Annotated in this window: 15 protein-coding genes and 1 pseudogene; 1 reads left to right on the top strand and 15 read right to left on the bottom strand. The window is 74.4% G+C overall.

Annotated features, from left to right (window positions below; all coding sequences use genetic code 11):
* The 14 genes and pseudogenes from IE330_RS40150 to IE330_RS19695 all read right to left on the bottom strand — a co-directional run.
* Positions 1 to 1113: pseudogene (locus IE330_RS40150) on the bottom strand (FHA domain-containing protein); the annotation flags it as partial.
* A 184-nt stretch (positions 1114 to 1297) separates the two neighbouring features.
* Complete coding sequence (locus IE330_RS19755; protein ID WP_190137384.1) at positions 1298 to 2641, bottom strand: vWA domain-containing protein; 1344 nt, start codon at positions 2639 to 2641, stop codon at positions 1298 to 1300.
* A gap of 141 nt (positions 2642 to 2782) precedes the next feature.
* Positions 2783 to 4372 (bottom strand): protein phosphatase 2C domain-containing protein, encoded by a 1590-nt coding sequence (locus tag IE330_RS19750; protein ID WP_190137383.1) that lies wholly within the window; start codon positions 4370 to 4372, stop codon positions 2783 to 2785.
* Between the two features lie 2 nt (positions 4373 to 4374).
* Positions 4375 to 7050 carry a serine/threonine-protein kinase gene (locus tag IE330_RS19745; protein ID WP_190137382.1) on the bottom strand — a complete coding sequence of 892 codons (2676 nt, stop codon included), beginning with the start codon at positions 7048 to 7050 and terminating at the stop codon, positions 4375 to 4377.
* Positions 7047 to 8366 (bottom strand): coiled-coil domain-containing protein, encoded by a 1320-nt coding sequence (locus tag IE330_RS19740; RefSeq protein ID WP_190137381.1) that lies wholly within the window; start codon positions 8364 to 8366, stop codon positions 7047 to 7049. The genes IE330_RS19745 and IE330_RS19740 overlap by 4 nt, the downstream gene beginning before the upstream one ends.
* 156 nt (positions 8367 to 8522) lie before the next feature.
* On the bottom strand, positions 8523 to 9575 hold the full coding sequence (locus tag IE330_RS19735; protein ID WP_190137380.1) for a glutamate ABC transporter substrate-binding protein: 1053 nt from the start codon (positions 9573 to 9575) through the stop codon (positions 8523 to 8525).
* Between the two features lie 283 nt (positions 9576 to 9858).
* The gene (locus IE330_RS19730) at positions 9859 to 11250 is read right to left on the bottom strand and encodes a GlnX family signal transduction membrane protein (protein WP_190137379.1); all 1392 of its coding nucleotides are present in this window, start codon (positions 11248 to 11250) and stop codon (positions 9859 to 9861) included.
* 509 nt (positions 11251 to 11759) lie between these two features.
* A complete protein-coding gene (locus IE330_RS19725) occupies positions 11760 to 12752 on the bottom strand; it encodes an N-acetylglucosamine kinase (protein WP_229925780.1) in 993 nt (330 codons plus the stop codon).
* On the bottom strand, positions 12743 to 14008 hold the full coding sequence (locus IE330_RS19720; RefSeq protein ID WP_190137378.1) for a 6-phospho-beta-glucosidase: 1266 nt from the start codon (positions 14006 to 14008) through the stop codon (positions 12743 to 12745). Before IE330_RS19720 ends, IE330_RS19725 begins: the two co-directional genes overlap by 10 nt.
* A 7-nt stretch (positions 14009 to 14015) precedes the next feature.
* Complete coding sequence (locus IE330_RS19715) at positions 14016 to 14927, bottom strand: carbohydrate ABC transporter permease (RefSeq protein ID WP_190137377.1); 912 nt, start codon at positions 14925 to 14927, stop codon at positions 14016 to 14018.
* Positions 14928 to 14933: 6 nt separating this feature from the next.
* Entirely contained in the window at positions 14934 to 15869 is a 936-nt protein-coding gene (locus IE330_RS19710; RefSeq protein ID WP_190137376.1) for a carbohydrate ABC transporter permease, read from the bottom strand.
* A gap of 13 nt (positions 15870 to 15882) precedes the next feature.
* Positions 15883 to 17223, bottom strand: a complete 1341-nt coding sequence (locus IE330_RS19705; protein WP_190137375.1) for an ABC transporter substrate-binding protein — start codon at positions 17221 to 17223, stop codon at positions 15883 to 15885.
* 134 nt (positions 17224 to 17357) lie between these two features.
* The gene (locus IE330_RS19700; protein ID WP_190137374.1) at positions 17358 to 18536 is read right to left on the bottom strand and encodes an ROK family transcriptional regulator; all 1179 of its coding nucleotides are present in this window, start codon (positions 18534 to 18536) and stop codon (positions 17358 to 17360) included.
* Between the two features lie 234 nt (positions 18537 to 18770).
* Positions 18771 to 19865, bottom strand: a complete 1095-nt coding sequence (locus IE330_RS19695) for a mechanosensitive ion channel family protein (protein ID WP_190137373.1) — start codon at positions 19863 to 19865, stop codon at positions 18771 to 18773.
* Between the two features lie 289 nt (positions 19866 to 20154).
* Here IE330_RS19695 and IE330_RS19690 point away from each other — a divergent pair, with 289 nt between their 5' ends.
* Positions 20155 to 20691, top strand: coding sequence for an HNH endonuclease (locus IE330_RS19690; protein WP_190137372.1), 537 nt, complete (start codon positions 20155 to 20157; stop codon positions 20689 to 20691).
* A gap of 136 nt (positions 20692 to 20827) precedes the next feature.
* Here the strand turns inward: IE330_RS19690 and IE330_RS19685 are convergent, their stop codons facing one another.
* Positions 20828 to 23770, bottom strand: a complete 2943-nt coding sequence (locus IE330_RS19685) for a glycoside hydrolase family 84 protein (RefSeq protein ID WP_190137371.1) — start codon at positions 23768 to 23770, stop codon at positions 20828 to 20830.
* Between the last annotated feature and the right edge of the window lie 412 nt (positions 23771 to 24182).

Here is a 24182-nt window from a genome sequence, read left to right as displayed (position 1 = left end):
GAACGGACCGGGCCCGCCGGGCCCACCGTGCGCGCCAGGACCGCCGGGGCCACCCGGGCCGCCGGGCCCGTCGGGACGGCCGAACGGACCCGGACCCCCAGGACCGCCAGGGCCCCCGGGCCCCCCGGGCCCCTCAGGACGCCCGAACGGACCGGGCCCGCCGGGACCACCCTGCCCACCGTGCGCGCCAGGACCGCCGGGGCCCCCAGGACCACCGGGCCCGTCCGGACCGCCGAACGGACCGGGACCGCCAGGCGCACCGGGACCGCCAGGCCCACCAGGACGACCGGGCGCGCCAGGGCCACCGGGACCACCGGGACCGTCGGGCCCACCGAACGGACCGTGCCCACCAGGCCCACCAGAGCCCCCGGGACCACCCGGCCCCTCAGGGCGGCCGAACGGACCAGGCCCGCCGGGCCCACCGTGCGCACCAGGACCACCAGGCCCGCCGGGCCCACCGGGACCGTCAGGCCCACCGGGCCCACCGGGACCGTCAGGCCCACCGGGCCCACCCGGACCACCGAACGGACCGTGACCACCGGGCCCGCCGGGACCGCCAGGCCCGCCCGGACCCCCGGGACCGCCAGGCCCACCCGGGCCACCGGGATGACCACCGGGACCCGAGGGCCCACCAGGCCCCGCAGGCCCGCCCGGGCCCCCCGGCCCGTCGAAAGCAGGGCGGCCCCCAGGTCCGTCGAAACCGGAGCGGCCCCCGGGCCCGTCGAAGCCGGGACGCCCGCCGGGGCCGCCCGGGCCCCGGCCGCCGGCGGGCATGCCGGGGGATGTGGGCAGCGGGGGGTTCGGCGCGGCGGGGGTGTAGGACGTCGCCGTGTTCGTCAGGAAGTTCCAGCGGCACTCCTCGCAGAACGGCGCGTTCGCCTCGCGGGGGGTGCGGCACTGGGGGCACAGCTCGGGCTCGGCGTCCGGAGCCGCCGAGGGGTGCGGGCGGCCGGGCGGCGGGCCGGGCTGTCCGGCCGCAGGCGGCGGATAGCCGTACCCGGCGGCCGGGGGCGGCGGGGGAGGCGGCGGTGGTACGGCACCAGCCATGCGGTGACCGCAGACCTCGCACCAGTCGTCGGAACCCGACTGGTGTCCGTTCGGGCAGGTCGGCATGTCGGCGCTTCCCCCTCTCCTTCTTCGGCCCGAGGGCCGTGTGCGGTGCTTGTCCGGTACGGGCGTACCTGCCGCTGCGGCAGACGTACTGCGCCGTCGTATCACGACGCCCCGTACCGTCGTATGACGAGGGACACGTCGCTTGCTCGTGCTACTCCACTACAGCGTGAGGCGAGCGGTCGTTCTACTTCTTCACACGAACGGTTTTCGTCGAGCGCGTCTCGAGTGTCATCTCGTCGGCCTCGGCGACGCGCGCCTTCAATCGAACAGTACCCGTCGTGGCGTCGACGACGTCCACCACCTTCGAAAGCAGCCGCGCGGTGTCCTCGTTGCCGGAGGCGCCGGCGAGCTGAACGGCGCGCCCCAGTTTGGCCGTTGCCCCGTCGAGGTCGCCCAGCTTGCGGGCGTCGAGGCCCTGCTGGATCACCTGGGCCAGCTCGGCCTGGCCGGTGTAGTGGGCGACCTGCGGGTTGATGGAGGTGGAGGCGGCCATGTCGTCCGTCCACACGGCCCGGACCAGGCCCTGGGAGAGCGTCTGCGCGGTGCCGTCGGCCGCCGGTACGACGAGGGAGACGCGGGCGGCGAGCATCTCCTGGCCGATCTCGGCGCCGGGGACGCGCACGCAGATGTGGTAGTCGCGGGACTCGTCGCCCCAGGAGCCGGTGGGGTAGTCGCCCGCGCGGGGCCCGGCCTCGGTGCGCCGGGCGGTCAAGTCCTCGACGGTCGGGGCCACTTGCTTGACGAAGACGATCTCCACGCCCATGGGGGTCCACAGCCGCAGACTGACGTCGGCGACCTCCTTGCCCATGGCGGCCTCCATCATCCGCGTGAAGTCGGCGGCGAGCCCGGCGGGGTCGGCGACGATGTCGGCGGTGCCGAGGAGCGCCGAGGCGATGCCTGTGACCTCTTTCACTTCCCAGTCGGTGCCGACGCCGCGGGCGTCGCAGGTGAAGCGGCCCGCGCAGGCGTCGAGGCTGGCGCGCAGCGCGTCGGGTGACTCGTGTTCGTTGCGGCCGTCGGTGAGCAGGATGCCGTGGCGGATCGATACGTCGGCGGTGGCGAGGAGCCGGTCGGCCAGGCGCAGCCAGGTGCCGATGGCGGTGCCGCCGCCCGCGCTGAGCTTGCGCAGGGCCTCCTTGGCCTGGGCGCGGGTCTGCGGGCTCGCGACGGCGAGGCGGCCGTCGCCGGGGTAGACCTCCGTGGCGACGTGGGTGCCGCCGATGACGGCGAAGTGCACGCCGTCGCGCAGCGCGTCGACGGCGGCGGCGGTGGCGTCGCGGGCGCCGCGCATCTTGGTCGGCGGGTAGTCCATGGAGCCCGAGCAGTCGACCATGACGGCCACGGCGGCGCTCGGGCCCGCGCCCGCCGCGTACAGGTGGGGCGCGCTGACGGCGGAGCCGATGGTGCCGCCGCCGGTGGAGGTGACGGTGGCGATCGCGTTGACCTCGCGGCCGCCCTCCGGCAGGTACGCGTTCTGGTAGACGTCGACCGTGAACTGCGGGACGGGCGACTTCGAGAAAATGGCCATGGACGCTGTTCCCCCCTCAGACTGTTCCCACGGCTGCCCCCACGGTGTGGGCGCACGGGTGACGTGCGGGCGTACGGCGGCCGGTCGCGGGCCGCTGTCGTCCGCGAACCCCGGCGCGGGCGTGGCGTCGCGCCCGGACCGCTAGGCCGATCCTGCCCCTCGCGGCGCGGCGGGGAACGGCAGGACCGCCACTGTTACGTTGTCGTGCCCGCCCCCGTCGAGCGCGTGGCCGACCAGGACCTGGGCGCTGTGCAGCGGCCGCTCGGCGGCGTCGGCGGGCACGGCCGCGGCCATCTCCTCGGCCGCCTCCGCGTAGTTCCACAGGCCGTCGGTGCACACCACCACTACACCCGCCCGGTCCGGTTTGAAGGAAGCGGTGTGCGGCTCCAGTTCGTAGGCGTCGGCGCCGAGCCAGCCGGTGATGGCGTGGGCGCGCTCGTCGGCGTAGGCCTCGGCCTCGCTCATCAGGCCCGCGGCGACCATCTGGGCGGCCCAGGAGTCGTCCTCGGTGAGGCGGACGGCGGGTCCGGTGCGGTCCACGGGCACCCAGTAGACGCGGCTGTCGCCGACCCAGCCGACGACGAGCAGGCCGCCGGTGACGACGGCGCCGACGAGGGTGCAGGCGGGCGCGTTCTGGTGCGGGTGGTGCTCGCGGGCCGGGACGGGCTCGTCGGCGAGGGCGTTGACGGCCTCCCCGGCGGCGAGGATCGCGTCGTGCATGGCCTGCTGCGGGTGGGTGCCGCGGACCAGGGCCGCCTCCAGGGAGGCGCTGGCGGCGCGGGAGGCGGCCAGGGACGCCTCGTCGGGGCGGGTGGCGGAGGAGACGCCGTCGCAGACGATCGCGACGGCGGCGGGGGTGCCGTCGGCGAGGGCGGCCGAGGAGATGGCGAAGGCGTCCTCGTTGCGGTGGTGGCGCAGCCCGCGGTCGCTGACGGCGGCGACGGCGTCGAGCTCCTGCTCCATGTGGTCGCGCTCGCGCGGCTGGGCGTGCCCGCAGTTCTCGCAGTAGCCGTCCGCGGCGACGCTGCCCGCGCGGCAGGCGACGCAGACCTTGGCGGGCGCGGGGGCCGCCGCGGGGGCGGTGGCGCGGGGGTCGGGGGCGGGCAGGGGGTAGTCGTCGGGCCCGGCCCCGGCGGGACCGTCCCAACCGTCCCGGCCACCCCGGCCGTCCCGCCCGTCCCGTGAGTCCAGACCATCCCGTACGCCCGGTACGTCCCGGCCGTCACCCACGCCCCGTACGCCGTCCAACCCCTGTCGGCCGTCGAGGCCTTGTCCGGTCGGCCCGGTCGGCCCGGTCTGCCCGCTCGGACTGCTCGGCACGCTCGGACTGCTCGGCCCGGCGTGCCCGAGCCGCCCGTCCTGCCCCTGGCCCTGACCCGGCCGCTGATTCTGACTGTGACTCTGATTCTGGTGGTGCACGTGCTGCCCGTTCCGCTCGTCGGCGCTGTCCCGTACGCGTACGTCGCCCGCGTCCTGCGTCTCGACCGTGCCGAGGCCGTTGTCCGGCTCCGCGGCGGCCCCGGGCGCGGTGGGCCAGTCGGCCGGGGCCGCGGGGGGCGCGGCGGCGTCGCCGGGGCGGCCGTTGACGGCCAGGGTGGGGTGGTCCCGCGGTGGCTCGGGGGCCGCCGAGAGGTCGTAGCCGCACGCGCCGCAGTACAAATCGCCCGATTCCAGGGGCCACTCGCAGCTCGGGCACGTCGACAGGGCCGCCGGTTGGTGCATCTCCGACATCCTCACACCCACGTCCGGGGGCGGAAGCGGTTGGCCCGCTCCACCAGTTCGATCCTTTCCTCGCCACCCTGGGCGAGCCGGGCGAGCGTCCGGTACGCGCGCTCCAGACCGAACCGGAGGCCGCGTTCGTCCAGATCGCTGCCGAGCAGTACGGTCCGCGTGTGCCCGTCGCCCGGGGGCGTCGGCGGGGCGGGGGCGCGACCAGAGTGCCTACCGGAGAGTACCCAGTCGAGCGCCGTGCCGAGGACCTCGGTGGACAGGCGTTCGCGCCGCACCGCGTCGAGGCCGAACCCGGCGAGCGCCTCGACCTGCCGGGCGGCGGCCCGCAGGTCGTCGAGGAACGCCGCGCCCGGGTCGCCCGTCGTGTCGAAGCTCATACGCCGGCGCAGCCGCGCCCGTACCGCCGCGACCCGGGCCGCCGTGTAGTGGATCGACGACTCCGGTACGGACTCCAGGGTGCGGACCGCGCCCGGCCGGTCGCCGGTGGCGAGCTGCACCCGGGCCAGGCCGAAGGCGGCGCTGACGTAGCTCGGGTCGGTCGTCCACACCAGGCGGTAGTACTCGGCGGCGTTGTCGAGCTGGCCGAGTATCTCGGCGCACAGGCCGAGCGCCAGCTTCGGCGCGGGCTCGCCGGGGAACGCGTCGTAGATCGCGTCGAAGGACAGCGCGGCGTGCTCGTGGTCGCCGGTGGCGAGCGCGGCGACGCCGCGGTACCAGACGACCCGCCAGTCGTCGGGGTGGTCCTTCTCCAGCTCGTCCAGGGCGTGCGCGGCCGCGACGTACTCGTGGAGGGTGAGGCGGGCGCGCAGTTCGCGCAGGCGCAGTTCGGGGGAGCGGGCCGGGGCCGCCTGGAGGGCGGTGATCAGCTCGCCGCCGCCCGCGGTGTCGACGAGACCGGCCAGGAAGCCCGCGTTCGGGTCGCCGGGGTCCACGCGCGGCACGGGCAGGGCCAGGGCCGCCGCCGGGGCGTCCAGGGGGCGGACCGGGACCGGCACCGGGACCGGCACCGTGGCCGAAGCCGAAGCCGAAGCCGAAGCCGAAGCCGAAGCCGGGGCCTGGGCCTGGGCGGGGACGGTGCCCGCGGCGGGAGCGGTGCCCCCGGCGGCGGTGCGCGGGGCCGGGACGGTGGCCGCGGCGGGCGCGCCGAGGAGGGAGACCTCGCCCTCCAGCTCCTCGAACAGCTCGGTGTCCGTCACCTTCAGCTCCGGGCCGAACAGGGTCGAAAGGGCCGGGCGCGGGCGGCCGCTCTGCAGGGCGACGACCTCGCGCAGGACCCCCGTGAGCTGTTCGGACATCTCCTGCGCGGAGCCGAAGCGGCGGGCCGGGTCGGGGTCGGTGGCCCGGACGAGCAGCCGGTAGAAGGACTCGTACCGCTGGAAGACCTCGATGTGCTCGGGGTCGGGCAGGGAGTCCACGAAGACGTTGGTGTAGCCCTGGAAGTCGAACGTGAGGACCGCGAGCGTACGCGCCACCGTGTACAGGTCGGAGGCGACGGACGGGCCGACCTCGGCGACCTCCGGGGCCTGGTAGCCCACCGTGCCGTAGATCGCGGACTCTTCGTCGTCCATGCGGCGCACCGCGCCCATGTCGATGAGCTTGAGCTGGTCCTCGGTCTGGATGGCGTTGTCGACCTTGAAGTCGCAGTAGAGCAGGTTCCTGCTGTGCAGGTGGCCCAGCGCCTCCAGGGCCTCGATGCCGTAGGCGCAGGCCTGCTCCACCGGCAGCGGGTCGCGCTTGCCGGACTCGGTGCGGCGGCTGTTGGCGATCTCCTTGAGGGACTTGCCGCCCACGTACTCCATGACGATGTAGCCGTCCATGGAGCCGGTGCGCTGGTCCAGGTGCTCGACGAAGTTGTAGATGCGCACGATGTTCGCGTGTTCGATCTCGGCGAGGAAGCGGCGCTCGGCGATCGCGGCGGCCATGGCGTCCTGGTCGCCGGTGTCGAGCAGCCCCTTGAGGACCACCCACCGGTCGGAGACCGCGCGGTCCACGGCGAGGTACACCCAGCCGAGGCCGCCGTGCGCGAGGCAGCCCACGACCTCGTACTGGCCGTGCACGATGTCGCCCGGGTTCAGCTTCGGCACGAAGGAGTAGGGGTGGCCGCACTTGGTGCAGAACCCCTCCGTGCGCCCGGGCCGGTCGCCGCGCGGCCGGCCCACCGGGGCGCCGCAGTCGGAGCGCGAGCAGAACCGCTTCCGCTCGGGCACCTCGGGGTCGTGCTGCACCGCGCCGCGCGGGTCCGGGCGCGGCACCGCCGGCACCGTGACGAGGCCCATGCCGAGCCGGGAGCGGGCCGAGGCACCGGTGGACGAGCCCGAGCTGCGCACCGACACCGACCGCGACGACGCCCGGCCCGACAGGGAGCGGGAGAGGCGGCCGGAGACCGAGCGGCGCGAGGACTGGGAGCGCGAGGAGCGCGCGCTGCCGCGCGTGGAGCGGGACGCGGCGGACGACCGGCTCGAACCGCCGGGGGCGCCCGCGCCCCCGGCGGCGTCCGCGTCCGCGCCGGGGAGCCCGGCCCCGGCCGGGACCGGCACGCCGTGCTGCGGCAGGACCGGGGCGAGACCGCAGGTGTCGCAGTACAGCTCGCCGCCGCCCACGTCCTCGTACGCGCCCGCGCAGCCGGGCCGCTGGCAGGGCGCCCGCCCGCCGGCGGACCCGCCGTTCCGCTCGCTCATGCGTCCTCCCTCCGGTCGACGGGCCCGCCCGGCCGCGGGACCCTCGGCGCCAGTGCCTCGGCCGCCGCCTGCTGGAAGCGGAGCACCGCCTGCTCGGCGACGCGCAGGTCGCAGGGCGCGCTCCACAGCATCCGGCGGGCCGCGTCGTACCGCTCGATGAGCAGCGGGTCCTCGGCGAGACCGTGCCGGGCGACCTTCGCCTTGTACGCGTCCAGGCGCCCGCGCAGCTCCGCGCGGACCGCGAGCGGCGCGGTCACGGCGGTCAGCGACGCGCGGGCGCGCTCCAGTTCGTCCTCGGCCTTGCGCTCAAGGGACTCCAGGAGCGGCGACAGGCGGTGCCACTGGGCGTTGCGGCGGTACTCCGCGGCCTGGGCGAGCTGTTCCTGGAGCGCCGTCGGCGGCCCGGAGACCGCGGGCACCTCGGAGGCGGCGATCTTCGCCAGCACCTCGCCGCGCGCGGAGCGGGCCTCGGCGAGGGTGCGGTCCGCCCGCGACAGCAGGTCACGCAGCTTGCCGAGGCGGGCCTCGGCGTCCTGCCTGACGGTCAGGACGGCGTCGATCTCACGGCGTACGTCCTCCAGGGCGCGGGCGGCGTGGTCGTAGCGGTCGGTGTGGGGGCGGCCGCCGCCGGGGGCCGAACTGCCCGGCGCGGGCTGCCAGAACGCCAGCGGGTCGGAGATCACCTGCTCGCGCAGCAGGGCCAGCTCCGCGGTGATGTGCTCCAGGTCGTCGCCGGAGGGGTGCTCGCCGGGGCGCACGCCCACGGAGTGCGCGAGCTGCCGGGTGCGCTGGAGCTCGGCGGCGAGCAGGTCGATGCGCGCGGGCAGCGCCGACCACACCGCGTCGGCGGCGACGACCGTGTCCAGGGAGCGCGCGTACAGGTCGTTCATGCGCGCGACGAGTTCCTCGAGGGTGAAGCGCTCGGTGAGCTTGGCGGGGCCCGTGGCCGACGGGTCGGCGCCGGACGTGGAGCTGCCCGCGACGGTGACGCTCTGCCCGCGCAGCAGCAGCGTCAGCTCGGCCAGGTCGTCGCGGTTGGGCCAGCGCCGGCGCTCGCGCACCTCGCGGGCGGCGCGCAGGGCGCCCGCGTACGCGTCGAAGTACGTCCACAGGAGCGTGATCCGGCGCTCGGTGGCCTGCCAGCGCTCCTGGGTGGTGCCGGTGAGCCGGGCACCTTCCAGCAGACGGCGGCCGGCGTGGTCCTGGAGGGCGAGGAGCGACGTCTCGATCGCCTCGTGTTCGGCGTCGAGGCGGGCAAGGGCACGGTCCACCTCGTCCCGGTCCAGCACAGGCCCGGGGGGTCCCGCGACGCTCATCGATCACCTCTCCGCTCTGCGCTGCCGCGCGTGCCCGGTCCGCCCCGGGGTCCGGGCGTCTCCGGCGTCTTCCGTAACTCTTCAGTGGTATCAGGTCCGTTACCCACCCCAGGGGGGCCGGGATGCCCCGGGGCGCCGCCTTCCTCCGGGGGCGGATCAGTCCTTGTACAGCGGCTTCGGCGGGCGGGCGTCTTCGCGCAGGCCGGCGGCGAGCCACCGGTCGTAGGACTGCTTCCAGCCGTCCTCGCGGTAGTCCTCCAGGACGTCGTTCACGCGCCGCACGAGGTCGTCGGCGCCCTTCTGCATCGCCACGCCGTAGTACTCCCTCGTGAACGGCTTGCCCTTGAGTTCGACCGTCGGGTCCTGCGCGGCCTGGCCCGCGGCGAGCGCGCTGTCGGTGAGGACCGCGTCCACCTCGCCGAGCTGGAGCCGGACCAGACAGTCGAGTTGGTTCGGCACCGTGGTCTTGGTGTCGGCACCGAAGCTCTTCTCCTTGAGGGCCTGCCACGCGATGGAGCCCTCGGCCGTGCACACCCGCTTGCCGCGGAGGGACGCGTCGTAACCCGTGATGGCCGAGGACTTGGGCGCGAGGATCTGCTGACCGGTCTCGAAGTAGGCGGTGGAGAAGGCGACGTCCTTGATGCGCTCGCAGTTGATCGTCATCGTGCGGACGACCATGTCGACCTGGCCGTTCTGGATGGCCCGGATGCGCTGGCTGGTGGGGATCGCCCGGAACACCACGGCCTCCCGGTCGCCGAGCAGGCGTTCGGCGATCTCCCGCGCGAGGTCGATGTCGAAGCCCTCCAGCCGGCCACGCTCCTTGTTGGGGTCGCGGTAGCCCCAGCGGTAGCTGTTCTGGTCCACGCCGACGACGAGCTTCGCGACCTTGCGCTTCTTGATGGCCGCGAGGACGGGGCCGTCCTTGGGCGAGGGCCGCAGGCTCGCCTCGGGCGTCCTGCACTCCTCGGCGCGCGTGGGCGCGGCCTGCGCCATCCGCCGCACGTCCTGCGCGCCGCCCGCGGCCGCCGTGCCGCCGGTGTCGCTCAGCCGGGGCAGGACCAGCACGAGCGCGGCGGCGAGCAGACAGGCGAGCGCCATGGTGGCCACGCCTCCCCAGCCGCGCAGCCGCGCCACGCCCCCGCGCGGGGGCGCCCCGGCGCCGTGCTCCCGTGCCCGTACCCGTGCCCGTGCCTCGCGTCGTGCACGCATCGTCCCCATGCCTCCCTTCACCGTGTCACCTGCGTCGTGTGCGTCATGCACTGCACGTGCGTCATGTGTGTCATGCACTGCACGTGCCTCATGTACGTCATGAGCGTCGTCCGAGTCGACCGCGTCACCCGCGGCACCCATGTCACCCGTGTCACCTGCGACATCCACGTCACCCATGTCGCCCGTATCACCCGCGACATCCGTGTCGTCCGCGTCACCCGTGCGGCGGGTGTGGCGCGCGCCGCGGGTGCGGCGGGTGCCGCCCAGGTTGCCCGTGCCCCGGTCACCGGTACTCCGACAGCCTGCGGCCGATGCCGAGGACGGCGGCGACCGCGCCGAGCACCGCCAGGATCGCGGCGCCCACGGGCAGGCCCGCCATCGCGCCCTTGCCGTCCTCGGCGGCCCGCTGGAACTCCCGCTGCTCGTGCGCGAGGGCGGCGTCGAGGGCCGCGTCCACGGTGTCGAAGGACTCGCCGGTCGACTCCTTGTTCGTGGCTGTGGGGGAGCCGATGACCTTGTTGAGCGCGCCCTCGTAGTCCCCGGCGTCGTCGCTCGCCCGGGCCGACTTGTGCCGCGCCTTCCACTCGCTCACGCTGCTCGCGGCGGTCCGCACCGGAGCCAGGCCCTTGTCGTCGTCGGCGAGGCGCGAGGCCCGGGACAGCAGCCCGGAGTCCCCGGCCAGCTTCCGCATCTGGTCCTGGTAGGCCATGTCGAACTTGTCCTTGGCCCCGCCGGCCGTGGCGACCGTCTCGGCGCCCCTGCTGACCAGGGTCAGGTTCTCGTTGCCCCGGGCCTTCAGGGAGTTGACGCGGGCGTCGTTGAGGACGTGCAGGGAGCGTACGCCGTCGTCGTACGACTGGCCGAGCCCGGCGCGGGCGACGGTGTGGCCCACGAGCAGCCACAGCAGGGCGACGGCGGTGGCCGTGGTGGCGGCTACCAGGCCGGGGTTGAACACCCGGTTGGTACGGCGGTAGTTGCGGCGCTGGGCCCAGCCGAGGGCGGCCAGGGTGAGCACGCCGAGGCCGATCGCGGCCCACGGGTAGGGCTCGGCGTCGTCGTAGTCGTCGTCCAGGCGCTCGTTCTCGGCCTGGTAGAGCTTCTCCGCGGCCGGGAGCATGCGGGTCTGCATGGTGTCGTTCGCGTACCGCAGGTAGGCGCCGCCAAGCGGCAGGCCCTGGCGGTTGTTGGCGCGGGCCCGCTCGATCAGGGACGTGTACTGGGGCAGCAGCTTGTTGAGCTCGCTGATCGCGGCGGCCGAGGAGCCGCTGCCGCCCGAGCCCGCGTTGGAGGCGGCCGTGGCCAGCTTCTCGCTGGCCCGCTCGATGTCCTCGCGGTAGCGGTCGCGGACCTTCGGGGGCTCCTGGCCGCCGCCCAGGAATCCGGTGGACGCCGCGGTGTTGGCGTCCGCGAGCGAGCGGTAGATCGCGGCGGCGTCCGCGCTCAGGGGCTGGCTGCGGTGCAGGACGCGGTCCGCGGCGTCGGCGCGGGACGTCGTCTCCCAGGTGGTGACCGCGCCGAACGCGAGGATCAGGGCGGCCAGGACCGCGCCGATGACGCGGAGCCTGCCGGGCTCGGTGGTGGCCGCCCTGCGCAGCCGGTCGACGCCTTCGGACCAGGCGCTCTGCCGGGCGGGCGCCTTGGGTGGTGCCTCTGGTGCTGCGGGCGGGTGTGTCACCTCGGCCTCGACCTCCCCCTCGGTCAGCGGACGTGGCGCCGTCTCCCGGCCCTCGGCCCGGGGCGGGGAAGCGGTGCTCGGCCGCAAGTATCGCCGTCGGGGCGGGGTTGCGCACGGGGCTTGCCCTGATCTTGCGCGGATGGTGGACGGGCCGGGCATAGGGGAACACGCACCGGAGAAGTGTTCGGTTCCCTGCGGGTGCCCCCATGCCCGCCCCTTTCCCGAAACCAGGGGGCTCCGCCCCCTGGACCCCCTTTTACGGCGCTCCGCGCCTCGTCCTCAAACGCCGGACGGGCTGGAACTGCCGTGCCCCGGCGCAAGGCTGGCGATACTGGCTGGGCCGCTGGGTATCGGCGCTCCGCGCCTCGTCCTCAAACGCCGGACGGGCTGGAACTGCCGTGCCTCGGCGCGGGGCTGACGACGGCGGTGCGAGCCGCTAGGTCGGGGCCGGGGTGGGGCGCCGGGGCCGGGCGGGTGGGTGGGTGGGAAAGAAGGGCCCCGGCGGCGGCTCAGCCCGAGGCGTAGTGTGCGCGGAGCCGGGCGTGGACGTGAGGCGGAGCCCCGAGGTGGTCGAGGCCCAGGAGGGCCGCGCCCAGGACCGGCCGCTCGGTCACCACGCGGGGCACCGCCTTGGGCGCCCGCTCCGCGAGGCGTACGCGGACACCGGTGTCGAGCCGCGGGTGCCGCGCGGCCAGGACGCCGCCCCCCAGCAGCACGGGTGCCGCCTCCTCCAGGAGGCCGAGCCGCTCCAGCGCCACCACGGCCATGGTGACGACCTCCTCCGCCATGCGGTCCACCAGCTCGCGGGCGATCGCGTCGCCCCCGTCCGCGGTGGCGAAGAGGACCGGCGTCAGCTCGTGCCGGCGCGCCGCCTCGATGCGCCCCAGGTGCAGCGCCTCGATGAGCGCGTACATGGAGTCGAGCCCGAAGTGCGCGGGCAGGCTCCGCATCAGGGCGGTGGGCCCGCCGCGGCCGTCCTCGGCGCGGGCGGCGTGCCACAGCGCCTCCAGGGCGAGCCCGGCGCCCCCGCCCCAGTCGCCGGAGATCTTGCCGATGGCGGGGAAGCGGGCGGTGCGGCCGTCGGGCAGCATGCCCGCGCAGTTGACGCCGGCGCCGCACACCACGGCGACACCGCGCGGCTCCGCGTCCTCCAGGAGGCCGGCCCGCAGCACCGCGAAGGTGTCGTTGCGCACGGCCACGCCCGCACCCCAGCCCCGGCGGCGCAGGGCGGCGGCCAACTGCTCCTCCTCGACGGGCAGGTCGGCGTTGGCCAGGCAGGCGGAGACGTGGTCGACGGACGGCGTCCCGGCCTCGGCAAGCGCCCGGTCGACCGCCTCCGCCAGCACGTCCACCGCCGGCTCCACGCCGACCAGCGGCGGCTGGAACCCGCCGCCGCGGGCCGCGCCGACGACCGTGCCGTCGGCCGCGACCACCGCGACGTCGGTCTTGCTGTTGCCCGCGTCGATGGCGAGCACGGTGCCCCGTGCGGTCCTCAGGCCCACGCGAGGTGCTCCCGGTTGTGGGCGAGCAGCTTGTCCGTGAGCTGGTCGGCGTAGGCGTACTGGCCGATCAGCGGGTGCGCGAGCAGCGCCCGGAAGACGCGCTCGCGCCCCCCGTGCAGCGCGGCGGCCAGCGCCAGGTCCTCGTACGCGGTGACGTCGGCGATCAGCCCGGCGAACAGCGGGTCGAGGGCGGGCACGGACAGGGGGGCGGCGCCGTCCCTGCCCACCGCGGCCTGGACCTCGATCACCGCGTCGTCGGGGAGGAACGGCAGCGTGCCGTCGTTGTACGTGTTGACCACCTGGTACGGGCTGCCGCCACCGCCGAGCAGCGACGCGGCGAGGTCCACGGCGGCCTCGCTGTAGAAGGCCCCGCCCCGCTTGGCCAGCAGCTCGGGCTTCTCGTCCAGGGACGGGTCGCCGTACATCTCCAGCAACTTCTCCTCCATGGCGGCGACCTCGGCGGCGCGGGACGGCTTCGTGGCCAGCTCCCGGACGACCTCGTCGTGCTGGTAGTAGTAGCGCAGGTAGTAGGAGGGGACGACGCCGAGGCGGTCCACGAGGGAGCGCGGCATGCGCAGGTCGTCGGCGACGGCGTCGCCGTGGTCGGCGAGCAGCTTCGGCAGGACGTCCTCGCCGTCGGGGCCGCCGAGGCGGACGCCCAGCTCCCACGTGAGGTGGTTGAGGCCCACGTGGTCCAGGTGCACCCGGGCCGGGTCGACGCCCAGGTGCGCGGCGAACTTCCGCTGGAAGCCGATGGCGACGTTGCACAGGCCGACGGCCTTGTGCCCGGCCTGGAGCAGGGCGCGGGTGACGATGCCGACGGGGTTGGTGAAGTCGATGATCCAGGCGTCCGGGTTGGCGCGGCGGACGCGTTCGGCGATGTCCAGGACGACGGGGACCGTGCGGAGGGCCTTCGCCAGGCCGCCCGCCCCCGTCGTCTCCTGGCCGACGCAGCCGCACTCCAGCGGCCACGTCTCGTCCTGCTGCCGGGCCGCCTGCCCGCCGACGCGGAGCTGGAGCAGCACCGCGTCGGCGTCGGCGACGCCCGCGTCCACGTCGGAGGTGGTGACGATGCGGCCGGGGTGGCCCTGCTTGGCGAAGATGCGGCGGGCGAGGCCGCCGACGAGCTCCAGGCGCTGGGCCGCCGGGTCGACGAGGACCAGCTCCTCGATGGGCAGCGTGTCCCTCAACCGGGCGAAGCCGTCGATGAGTTCGGGTGTGTAGGTCGAGCCTCCGCCGACCACTGCGAGCTTCATTGCTGGATCAGCCCTTTACTCCGGTGAGGGTGACGCCTTCGACGAAGGCCTTCTGTGCGAAGAAGAAGATGACGATGACCGGAGCCATGACCAGGAGCGTCGCCGCCATGGTCATGTTCCAGTTCACCATGTGGGCGCTCTTGAAGGACTCCAGGCCGTAGGAGAGGGTCCAGGAGCCCGGGTCCTGCGCGGCGTAGATCTGCGGGCCGAAGTAGTCGTTCCAGCAGTAGAAGAACTGGAACAGCGCGATCGCCGCGATGCCGGGCTTGGCCATCGGTACGACGATCTTCAGCAGCGTGCGCAGCTCGCCGCAGCCGTCGACGCGGGCGGACTCCAGGTACTCCTGGGGGATGGTGAGGAGGAACTGCCGAAGGAGGAAGATCGAGTACGCGTCGCCGAAGGCCATCGGGATGATCAGCGGCCACAGCGTGCCCGACAGGTGGAACTGCTGCGCCCACACCAGGTACATCGGGATCACGATGACCTGCGGCGGCAGCATCATCGTGGAGATGACGAGGAGCATCGCGGTGCGCCGGCCGCGGAAGCGGAACTTGGCGAGCGCGTACGCCACGGGGATCGCCGAGCACACGGTGAACAGGGTGCCGAGCCCCGCGTACAGCAGCGAGTTGCGCCACCAGGTGAGGAACCCGTCGGTCTCGAAGACGGTCCTGTAGTTCTCCCAGTGCCAGGAGCTGGGCCACAGGTCACCGCTCATGGCCTGCTCGTCGCTCATCACGGACGTCAGGAAGACGAACACGAACGGCAGGACGAACAGCAGGGCCACGGCGATCGCGACGCTGTGCACCGCGATCCAGTGCAGGACGCGCTTGCGGCGGGCGCGGGCGGCGGCGGGCCCGCGCTCCGTGACGGGGGCGGCGGCCGGCGTGGACGCGGGCGCGCCGAGGGTCGTGGATGTCATCGTCGATCAGTCCTCCGCCGCGAGCAGGCCCGAGCGCTTGCGCATGAGCAGCAGGGTCGCGGCCATGGCGATGGCGAAGAGCACGAGCGAGAGCACGCACGCCGCACCGGTGTTGAAGTTCTGGAAGCCCATCGAGTAGACGAGCTGGGGGACCGTGAGGGTCGAGTGGTCGGGGTAGCCGGGCTGGATCACCGAGCCGGGTCCGATGGACACCCCGGAGGCGACCTTTCCGGCGACCAGGGCCTGCGTGTAGTACTGCATGGTCTGGACGACCCCGGTGACCACGGCGAACATCACGATCGGCGTGATCGACGGCCAGGTGACGTAGCGGAACTTGGCCCAGGCGCCCGCGCCGTCCAGGTCGGCGGCCTCGTACTGCTCCTTGGGGACGTCGAGCAGCGCCGCCATGAAGATCACCATCAGGTCGCCGATGCCCCACAGGGAGAGCATCACCAGCGACGGCTTGGCCCAGGTCGGGTCGTTGAACCAGGCGGGCGCGTCGATGCCCACCTTGCCGAGGATCTCGTTGACGGGTCCTGTGCCCGGGTTGAGCAGGAACACGAAGGCGACCGTGGCCGCCACCGGCGGGGCGAGGTAGGGGATGTAGAAGGCGGTGCGGAAGAACCCGACGCCGCTCTTGAGCTTCGTCACGAGCAGCCCGAGCGAGAGCCCGAAGACCACGCGCAGGGCCACCATCACCACGACCAGCCACAGCGTGTTCCACAGGGCCGGGCCGAACAGCGGCATCTGCTCGAACACGTACCGCCAGTTCTTGAGCCCGACGAACGTGGGCTCCTTGATCTGGTTGTAGTGCATGAACGAGAAGTAGACGGTGGCGATCAGCGGGTACGCGAAGAAGACGCTGAAGCCGATCAGCCAGGGGGAGAGGAAGCCCAGCACGCGCAGTCGGCGGCGCGCGGGCCTGGAGAGGGTCAGGGCCATGGCGGGGCGCTCCTCAGTTCTCGGCCTGGACGTTGTCGGCGTCGATCTGGTCGTCGAGCTCCCGAAGGCCCTTGCGCAGGTCCTTCTCGCGCCCGGCCTCGACGGAGTACGCGAAGTCCCCGAGCGAGACGATGTACGCGCCGCCGTTGGTGGAGGGCGGCATCGCCCGGCTGTGCTCGTTCTCCAGGATCCGGAAGAACGTGCGGAAGCGCGGGTCGGCGTCCAGGCGGGGCGACTTGAGGGCCGCGTAGGTGGACGGCACGTTGTGGATGGCGTTGGCGAAGTCCACGACCTGGTCGGTGTCGGCGGTCAGGAACCGGACCAGTTCCCACGCCGCGTTCTGGTGCCTGCTGCTGTGCGCGATGCCCGCGACGGTGCCGGTGACGAAGCCCCGGCCGTAGGTGTCCGCCTGGTCGTCGGGGACCGGCAGCGGCGCCACGCCCCAGTCGAACTTCGCCTTGGCGTCCTTCAGCATCAGGCCGCGCCACTCGCCGTCCAGGTGCATGGCGAGCTTCCCGGTCAGGAAGGCGTTCTGGCTGGACATCTCGTCGCCGAAGGTGGCGCGGAACTTCTCCAGGTCCGCGTAGCCGCCCTGGGCGTCGATCAGCTCGTTGGTGGTCTTGAAATAGTCGTACGTCTTGGGGTCGTCGGCAAGGCGCGACTTGCCCTCGGCGTCGAAGTAGCGGGGGCCCCACTGGGCGAACAGCCGGTCCGGGCTGTTCTGGTACAGGCGGAAGTTGGGCATGAAGCCGACCCGCTCGTACGAGTCCTTGCCGCGGCGCACGGTGAGCTTCGCGGCGGCCTTCTTGAACTCGGACATGGTGCGCGGCGGGCGGGCGATGCCCGCCTCCTCGAAGGCGTCCTTGTTGTAGTACATGCCGAACGCGTCCGCGAGGAGCGGCAGCGCGCACTGGGTGCCCTCGTAGCTCGTGTAGTCGAGCAGGGTCTTGGGGAACGTCTTCTTCTTGTCGAGCCCGGTCTTCTTCATGAACGGGTCGAGGTCGACCCACATGCCGGAGTCGCAGTACTGGCCGACGTTGTTGGTGGTGAAGGAGACCACGACGTCGGGGCTCTCGCCGCCGCCCGCCCTGAGGGCCTGGTTGATGGTGGCGTCGGTGACGTTCTCGGTGGCCTTCACCGTGATGTTGGGGTGCAGCTTCTCGAACCGGTCGATGCTCTCGTTGATCGCCTCGACTTCGCTGGGCGCGGACCAGCCGTGCCAGAACTTCAGCGTCACCGGCTTGGTGGGGTCGTCGTCGGCGCTGCCGGTGCTCGGGTTGGCGCAGCCGGACAGGAACAGCCCGGCGGCGGCGAGCGCGACCGGCACGCGTGCGCGTATGCGCCATCGCGGCATGGCGGACTTCCTTTGCGGGAGGGGGCGGGGAGGAAGTGCGGGGTGCGGTGGTGCGGGGGCCCGGGGACAGGGAGACCCGGGGGGCGGAGAAGCGGGCGTACGCGCGTTCGGGGCGTACGGGTGTGCGGTGCGGCTCAGGCCGTGTCGAAGACGGTGTCGCGGGCCTGGGTGAGGGCCGTGCGCAGGGCGCCGGTGAGGATCGGGTCGCCCTCCAGTTCGCTGATGCGCAGCAGCGGGCACGGCAGGGCGAGGCCGGTCAGCTCCTCCGTCACGCGCAGCCGCAGCTCCTCGCCGCCCGCCTTGGCCACCTGGCCGGACAGGACGACCAGCTCGGGGTCGACGACCGCCACGACCGCGGCGAGGGCGGTGGCGATGTGCTGGGCCAGCTCGTCGCGCACGGCGGGGTCGGCGAGGGCGTCGGGCAGCTCCTTGCCGCCCGCGCGCTCGCGGACGACCGCGCCGGAGACGAGGCTCTCGAAGCCGCCCCGGTACGAGCCGGGCGTGCCCTCGGGGCCGCGCAGCAGCGGGGCGCCCGGCACCGGCATGTAGCCGATCTCGCCCGCGCCGCCGGTCGCGCCGCGCAGCAGGGTGCCGCCGAGCACGATGGCCGCGCCCACGCCCTCGTCGAGCCAGGCCAGCACGAAGTCGTCGTGGTCCTGGGCGGCGCCCTCGTACTGCTCGGCGATGGCGGCGAGGTTGACGTCGTTCTCGATGGTGACCGGGGTGCCGAGCACCTCGGCCAGCTCGGCGCGCAGGGTGCGCGAGTGCCAGCCGGGCAGGTGCGGGGCGTAGCGCAGGCGCCCGTCGTGCGGGTCGATGGCGCCGGGGGTGCCGATGACGGTGGCGCGCAGGTCGTCGTGGCCGAGCCCGGCCTGCGCGAGGGCGCCGTCCACGGCCTCGACGACGAGCTGGGCGGTGCGGTGGCGCACGTCCTCGGCGACGGCGTCGGCCTCCACCCGGAAGCGGCCCACCTCGCGCCCGGTGACGTCGGCGACCAGGGCGGTGAGCCCGTTCGGGTCGGCGGACAGCGCGGCGACGCTCCCGACGGCGGGGTCGATCTCGTACAGGACGGCGTTCGGGCCGGGGCGCCCGCTCTGCCGGCCCGTGGTGCGGACCAGGCCCGCGCTCTCCAGGCGGCTGAGCAACTGCGAGGTGGTGGGCTTGGACAGGCCGGTGAGCTCGCCGATGCGGGTGCGGGTGAGCGGCCCGTGGGCGGCGAGCAGGTCGAGCGCGGCGCGGTCGTTCATGGCGCGGAGCACGCGAGGCGTGCCCGGCACACCGGGCGACCCCGCGGAGGGGGAGGTTCCAGCCATCGCTGACGACACCTGCCTTTCGGCGGCCCGCCTCCCCACTTGACTGTTAGGAAGGCTTCCTATTGGTTGCGAGGAACGTAAGCCGCCGTGAAGGAACCGTCAAGAGTGGGCGGCGCGGGGGCAACCAAGTCGTTATCTCCGGCGGGCGCGCGGGGGCACACGCATACGAAGGGGGCGCCCGGCAGATGCCGGGCGCCCCCTCAGGGACGGTGTGGAGGGTGTCCGAAAACGCTCCTACTTCGACAGGTTCGGGTTCGGCGGCGGCGGGGGTATCGGGGACGCCGTCAGCGACTGCGGGGACGTCGCCGAGGCGAACGCGGACGGCGCGGCCATACCGGCCGTCGGGTCCGCGGCGGGTGCGTCCTCCTGCTGCGGCAGCGGGACGCCGCCCACGATGCGGATGCCCTCCGCGTCGAAGGCCCGCTTGATCCGCCAGCGCAGCTCCCGCTCCACGCCGAGCGACTTGCCCGGCATCGTCTTCGCCGCGACCCGCACCACCATCTGGTCGAGCAGCACGCTGTCCAGGCCGAGCACCTCGACCGGGCCCCAGAGCTGCTCGTTCCAGGGCTCCTCCTTGGCCATGCGCTCACCGACCTCGCCGAGCACCCGCTTGACCTGGTCCAGGTCCTCGTCCGAGCGCACCGTCACGTCGACCCCGGCCGTGGACCAGCCCTGGGAGAGGTTGCCGATGCGCTTGACCTCGCCGTTGCGCACGTACCAGATCTCACCGTCGTCGCCGCGCAGCTTCGTCACGCGCAGCCCCACCTCGATGACCTCGCCGGAGGCCACGCCCGCGTCGATGGAGTCACCGACGCCGTACTGGTCCTCCAGGATCATGAACACGCCGGACAGAAAGTCGGTGACCAGGTTGCGCGCGCCGAAGCCGATCGCGACGCCGGCCACACCGGCGGAGGCGAGCAGCGGCGCCAGGTTGATCTCGAAGGCGCTCAGCACCATCAGCGCGGCCGTGCCCAGGATCAGGAACGACGCCACCGAGCGCAGCACCGACCCGATGGCCTGCGAGCGCTGCCTGCGCCGCTCCACGTTGACCAGGAGCCCGCCGAGCGGAGTGCCGTCCACGGCCTGCGCCGTCCGGTTCATCCGGTCGATGAACTTGGTGATGGTGCGCCGTACGACCGCTCTGAGGACCATCGCGATCACGACGATCAGCAGGATGCGCAGCCCGATGGCGAGCCACGTCGACCAGTTCTCCTCCACCCAGCTCGCGGCGTTCTCGGCGCTCTGGTGGGCGTCGTCGAGGGTGACCGGCTTCGGTGTCTTCGTCGGGTCCGGGTCCGTCCCGGCGGCCGAGAGCACGGACAGGAACACGGCGGATACCTCCAGGCATAGCGGTCTGCGCAGAAGATGCTCCGGGCAGACACACCACACTAACGGGGCATTGTGTGGGGATCGTTGTCATGTTCGAAGAGGGCCGGACGATCAACCGGTGACCAGCGGCTGCTCCGCACCGAGGGGAGGTGCCGCTTCCGGGGTGTGGTCGAAAACACTTCAAGGCCGTTACGGGGACATGGTGGCGCTTCGACCAGGCATGAGGGGAAACTGGAGCGCAGATCGTCCCGGCGCGAGCCACGCGCCGCCGGCGTACAAGGAGGCATCCGTGCCGCATGTCCTGGTCCTCAACGCGTCGTACGAGCCCCTCGGCGTCGTACCGCTCCGCCGCGCGCTCGTCCTCGTCCTGGAGAACAAGGCACTCTGCCTCGAGGAGTCCGGCGCCTTCCTGCACAGCGCGACCCGCACCGTCCCCGCTCCCAGCGTGGTCCGGCTCAAGCGGTTCGTGAGGGTCCCCTACCGGGGGCCCGTTCCCCTGACCCGCCGTGCGCTGTTCGCCCGTGACGGCGGCCGGTGCATGTACTGCGGTGGCGTCGCAACCAGCGTCGACCACGTCATTCCCCGCAGCCGTGGGGGCCAGCACGCCTGGGACAACGTGGTGGCGTCCTGCCGCCGCTGCAACCACGTGAAGGCCGACCGGCACCTGATGGAGCTCGGCTGGCGCCTGCGCCACAAGCCCGCCCCGCCCACCGGGCTCGCCTGGCGCATCATCGGCACCGGGCATAGGGACCCGCGCTGGCTGCCGTACTTGCAGCCGTTCGGCGCGGACGACGCGATGGCCCGGATCGACGGCATCTCCGCCTAGGGGATCGGTTCGGGCCTTCGTCGTACGGCGTGCCGTCCCGCGGCGCGCCGTACGGCCGTACGGCGCGCAGGGCCGGGGGCGGCGGCTCCGCTCAGCCGTACCTTCCCTCCTCTTCCTCCGTGCCCCGGCCGCCCGGTCAGCCCGCCGCGCCCGGACCGGCCACCACGGCGTAGGCCTCCACGGACCACAGCGAGTAGCCGAACCGGGTCGCCCGGCGGTCGCCCTGGACCCGGACGAAGCGGGTGCCGGGCGCGTCCATCCGCACCGACTCGCGCCCGCCGCGCCCGTGGCGGACGGTGGCGGCCGTGCGCCAGGTCCGGCCGTCGGCGGAGGTCTGGATCCGGTACGCGGCGGCGTACGCCTCCTGCCAGCGCAGCACCACCTGCCCGAGACGCACCGGCCCGGCCAGTTCGAGCTGCCACCAGGCGTTGTCCTCGGCGGGTGAGGACCAGCGGGTCGCCGCGTCGCCGTCGACGGCGGCCGACGCGGGGAAGTCCGCCGTCTCCTCGCCCGACGAGGACGCCTCCGCGCCGCGCGCCAGGTCCGGGCCGCCGGTACGCGGCCAGGCCCGCACCGTCACCGTCCGATCCGCGCCCGCGAAGGACACCGGGACCTCATAGGTGCCCGCGCGCGTGCCGGCCGGGACGGTGAGGTCGAGCGGCACCGCCACCTCCGTGCCGCGCGGCAGCACCGCCACCTCCGGGACGCGCGCCTCGACGCCCCGGGCCGGCCGCTCGCCGACGCCGCCGCGGACGTCGCCCGGGCGCCGGGAGAGCAGCTTCACCGTCACCCGCTGCGGGCCGCCGCCGATCTCGGCGTCCACCTCGGTCCGGGCGGGGGTGAGCCGCGCGGCGGGCCCGTCGGCGAACCAGGGCGCGAGGTGCCGGACCGTTCCGCCGGACGCGTCGACCCGCAGCGCGTCGACGCGGGGCGCGCCCCGGGGGTCGGGCCGTGCCTCCGTGCAGCCCGACGGGGACAGCGCGGCCAGGCGGCGCCAGCCCGCGCCGGGCACGTGCGCCTCCACCGTGCCGCGCGTGCCCGGGTCGGTGAGGACCGTCACGGCGGCCAGCGGCCGGGCCCGCCCCCAGCGGGTGCCCGCGCCCTCGGCGGCGTGCTCGCCGTCCAGGCCCGCCCACGTGCCGTACGCCCGCTCGGCGCGCGCGAGGAAGGGGTCGAGCACACCCTGGCCGACCGTCACGCCGCCCCCGCGCAGCGCGGTGCGGAGTGCGCGCAGCGTCCGTGCCGCGCGCCAGGCGGCGGCGCCGTCGCCGTGGGCCGCCGCGCCCAGCATGTCGAGGGCCGCCTCGCCCGCCTCGCCGTAGCGCGCCAACCGGGCAGTCCACGGGGCCACTTCACGCGCCACCTCCGTCCCCGCCAGGTGCGCGGGCGCCGTCCGCAGGACGCCGAACGCCGAGGGCCGCTCCCGCGCCGCCGCCTCGGCCCACTGGGGGCAGCCCGCCGCGCGGGCCGCGGAGAAGGCCCGCAGCAGGGGCCGCAGATACGCCGACTCCTCCGCGCCGAGCACGGACGAGGCGCTGTTCCCGGCCAGCGCCCGCAGCGCGCGGCGCGCCCGCGCGTCGCCGCCCGCCAGGTCGTCGATCGCCGCGGACCAGGACTCCCGGGGGCGGTAGCCCCGGGGGTTCCAGGCGTAGTCGGCGGCCGTGAACAGCGCGACGCGGGACGCGGCCGGCTGCTCCATCGCGGTGCCGAGCAGCGCCGCCGAGCCCTGCGCGACGGCGGGCTCGCGGCCGGTGGAGGGGCCGAGGAAGACGCGGTCCCGCGCGAAGTCGTTCACCGGGTAGTTGTCCATCGTGACGAGCGGGTGCGCGCCGAACGCCTCGCGCGCGCCCGCCAGTTCGCGCCCGGTGATCGTGCGCGGCACCACGCCGACGCCCGTCCACGCCACCTGCACCCCGGGGTCGAGGCGGCGGGCCAGCGCCGCGCGGTACGCGGTCGCACCGTCCTGGAAGTACTCCGTCGGCATCAGGGACAGCGGCGGCGCCCCGGGGTGCCGGTCGGCCAGGTGCCGGGACACGGCGTTCGCGACCCGGGCCTGCGCCCGCGCCGCGGCCCCGGGGCCCGAGCCGAAGGTGTCCGCGTCCTCGCCGCAGTGCCACTCGCTGTAGCTCACGTCCTGGAACTGGAGCTGGAACGCCCGGAAGCCCAGCGCCCACATGGCCTCGACCTTGCGGACGAGGTCCCGCACGTCCCGGTCGGAGGACAGACACATGCCCTGGCCGGGGGCCACCGCCCAGGCGAGCGTCACGTGGTTGCGCGCGGCGCGCTCGGCGAGCGCCCGAAACTCCGCGCGCTGCGCCGCCGGGTACGGCTCGCGCCACCTGGCCTGGCGGTACAGGTCGTCCCCGGGGGCGTACAGGTAGCGGTTCTGCTTGGTGCGGCCCATGAAGTCGAGCTGGGCCAGGCGCTCCCGGCGGGTCCACGGGGTGCCGTAGAAGCCCTCCGTCAGGCCGCGCACCGGGGCCGCGGGCCAGTCCCGGACGCGGACGCCGGGGATCAGCCGGGTCGCGGGGTCCGCCAGTTGCCGCAGCGTCTGCGCCGCGTGGTACAGGCCGTCGGGCCCGACGCCGTCCAGGGCCACCGTGTCGCGGCCCGCGACCTCGCCCACCGCCAGGCGGTAGCCGCCCGGCGGCAGGTCCGCGCGCGGCGGCGCGCCGAGCGCCCGCAGGGCGTCGTCCGCGCCGGGGCCCCCGGCGCGGACGAGCAGGTGCGCGCCGGGGGGCGGGGGCGCGTGGGGGCGGACCTCGGTGATCCGCCGTGCTCCCGCCCGGCGCAGCAGGTTCCGCAGGGCCTCGACGGTGTGCGGGTCGGCGCCGTCCGCCTCCAGGGCCGCCGTGTCGCCCACGGTGACCGGGCCCGTGGCGGAGCGCTCCACGCTGTGCGGGCGGGGCCACACCTGCGGGGTCGCGGCGCCGCTGTGCGGGTCGTCCGGGGTGCCCGTCCGGGGGCCGTCCGGGGCGGGCGGGGTGGCGTGGGCGGGTTCCGGGGCGCCCGGGGTGAGGGTGCCCGCGAGGAGGGCGGCCGCGAGGGCGGCCGCGCTCCTTCCCCGGCGCAGGGGCATGGCGCCCTCCTCGTCACTGTCGTCGCACGCGTGGTTACGTAGCGCTCTGAGCCCACCATTGGGGCGGGGGAGGTGTCAACGCCACGCGGGTGGGGCCCTGCCGGGGGCTCCCCAGTCCCGCCCCTTCCCGTAACCAGGGGCTGCCGCCCCTGGACCCCGCTTTTCGGCGCTCCGCGCCTCGTCCTCAAACGCCGGACGGGCTGGAACTGTTCAGCGCGGCCCGGCGTACAGTTCCAGCCCCTCCGGCGTTTGAGGAGCGGGGTCTGGGGCGGAGCCCCAGTTTCGGGAAAGGGGCGGGACTGGGGCGCCCCCCGCGAGGCCCCCGGGCTGTGACCAGCGCCACGTTCCTCTACCGTTTACGGGTGCGGCCCCGCGCAGTGGGTATGCCCCCGGGAACCGGAAACCGCGAAAT

It is taken from the genome of Streptomyces longispororuber, assembly GCF_014656095.1.
GTDB classification, from domain to species: domain Bacteria; phylum Actinomycetota; class Actinomycetes; order Streptomycetales; family Streptomycetaceae; genus Streptomyces; species Streptomyces longispororuber.
The sequence above is the reverse complement of the archived record's forward strand: the minus strand, read 5'-3'. Positions and strand labels throughout refer to the sequence as shown.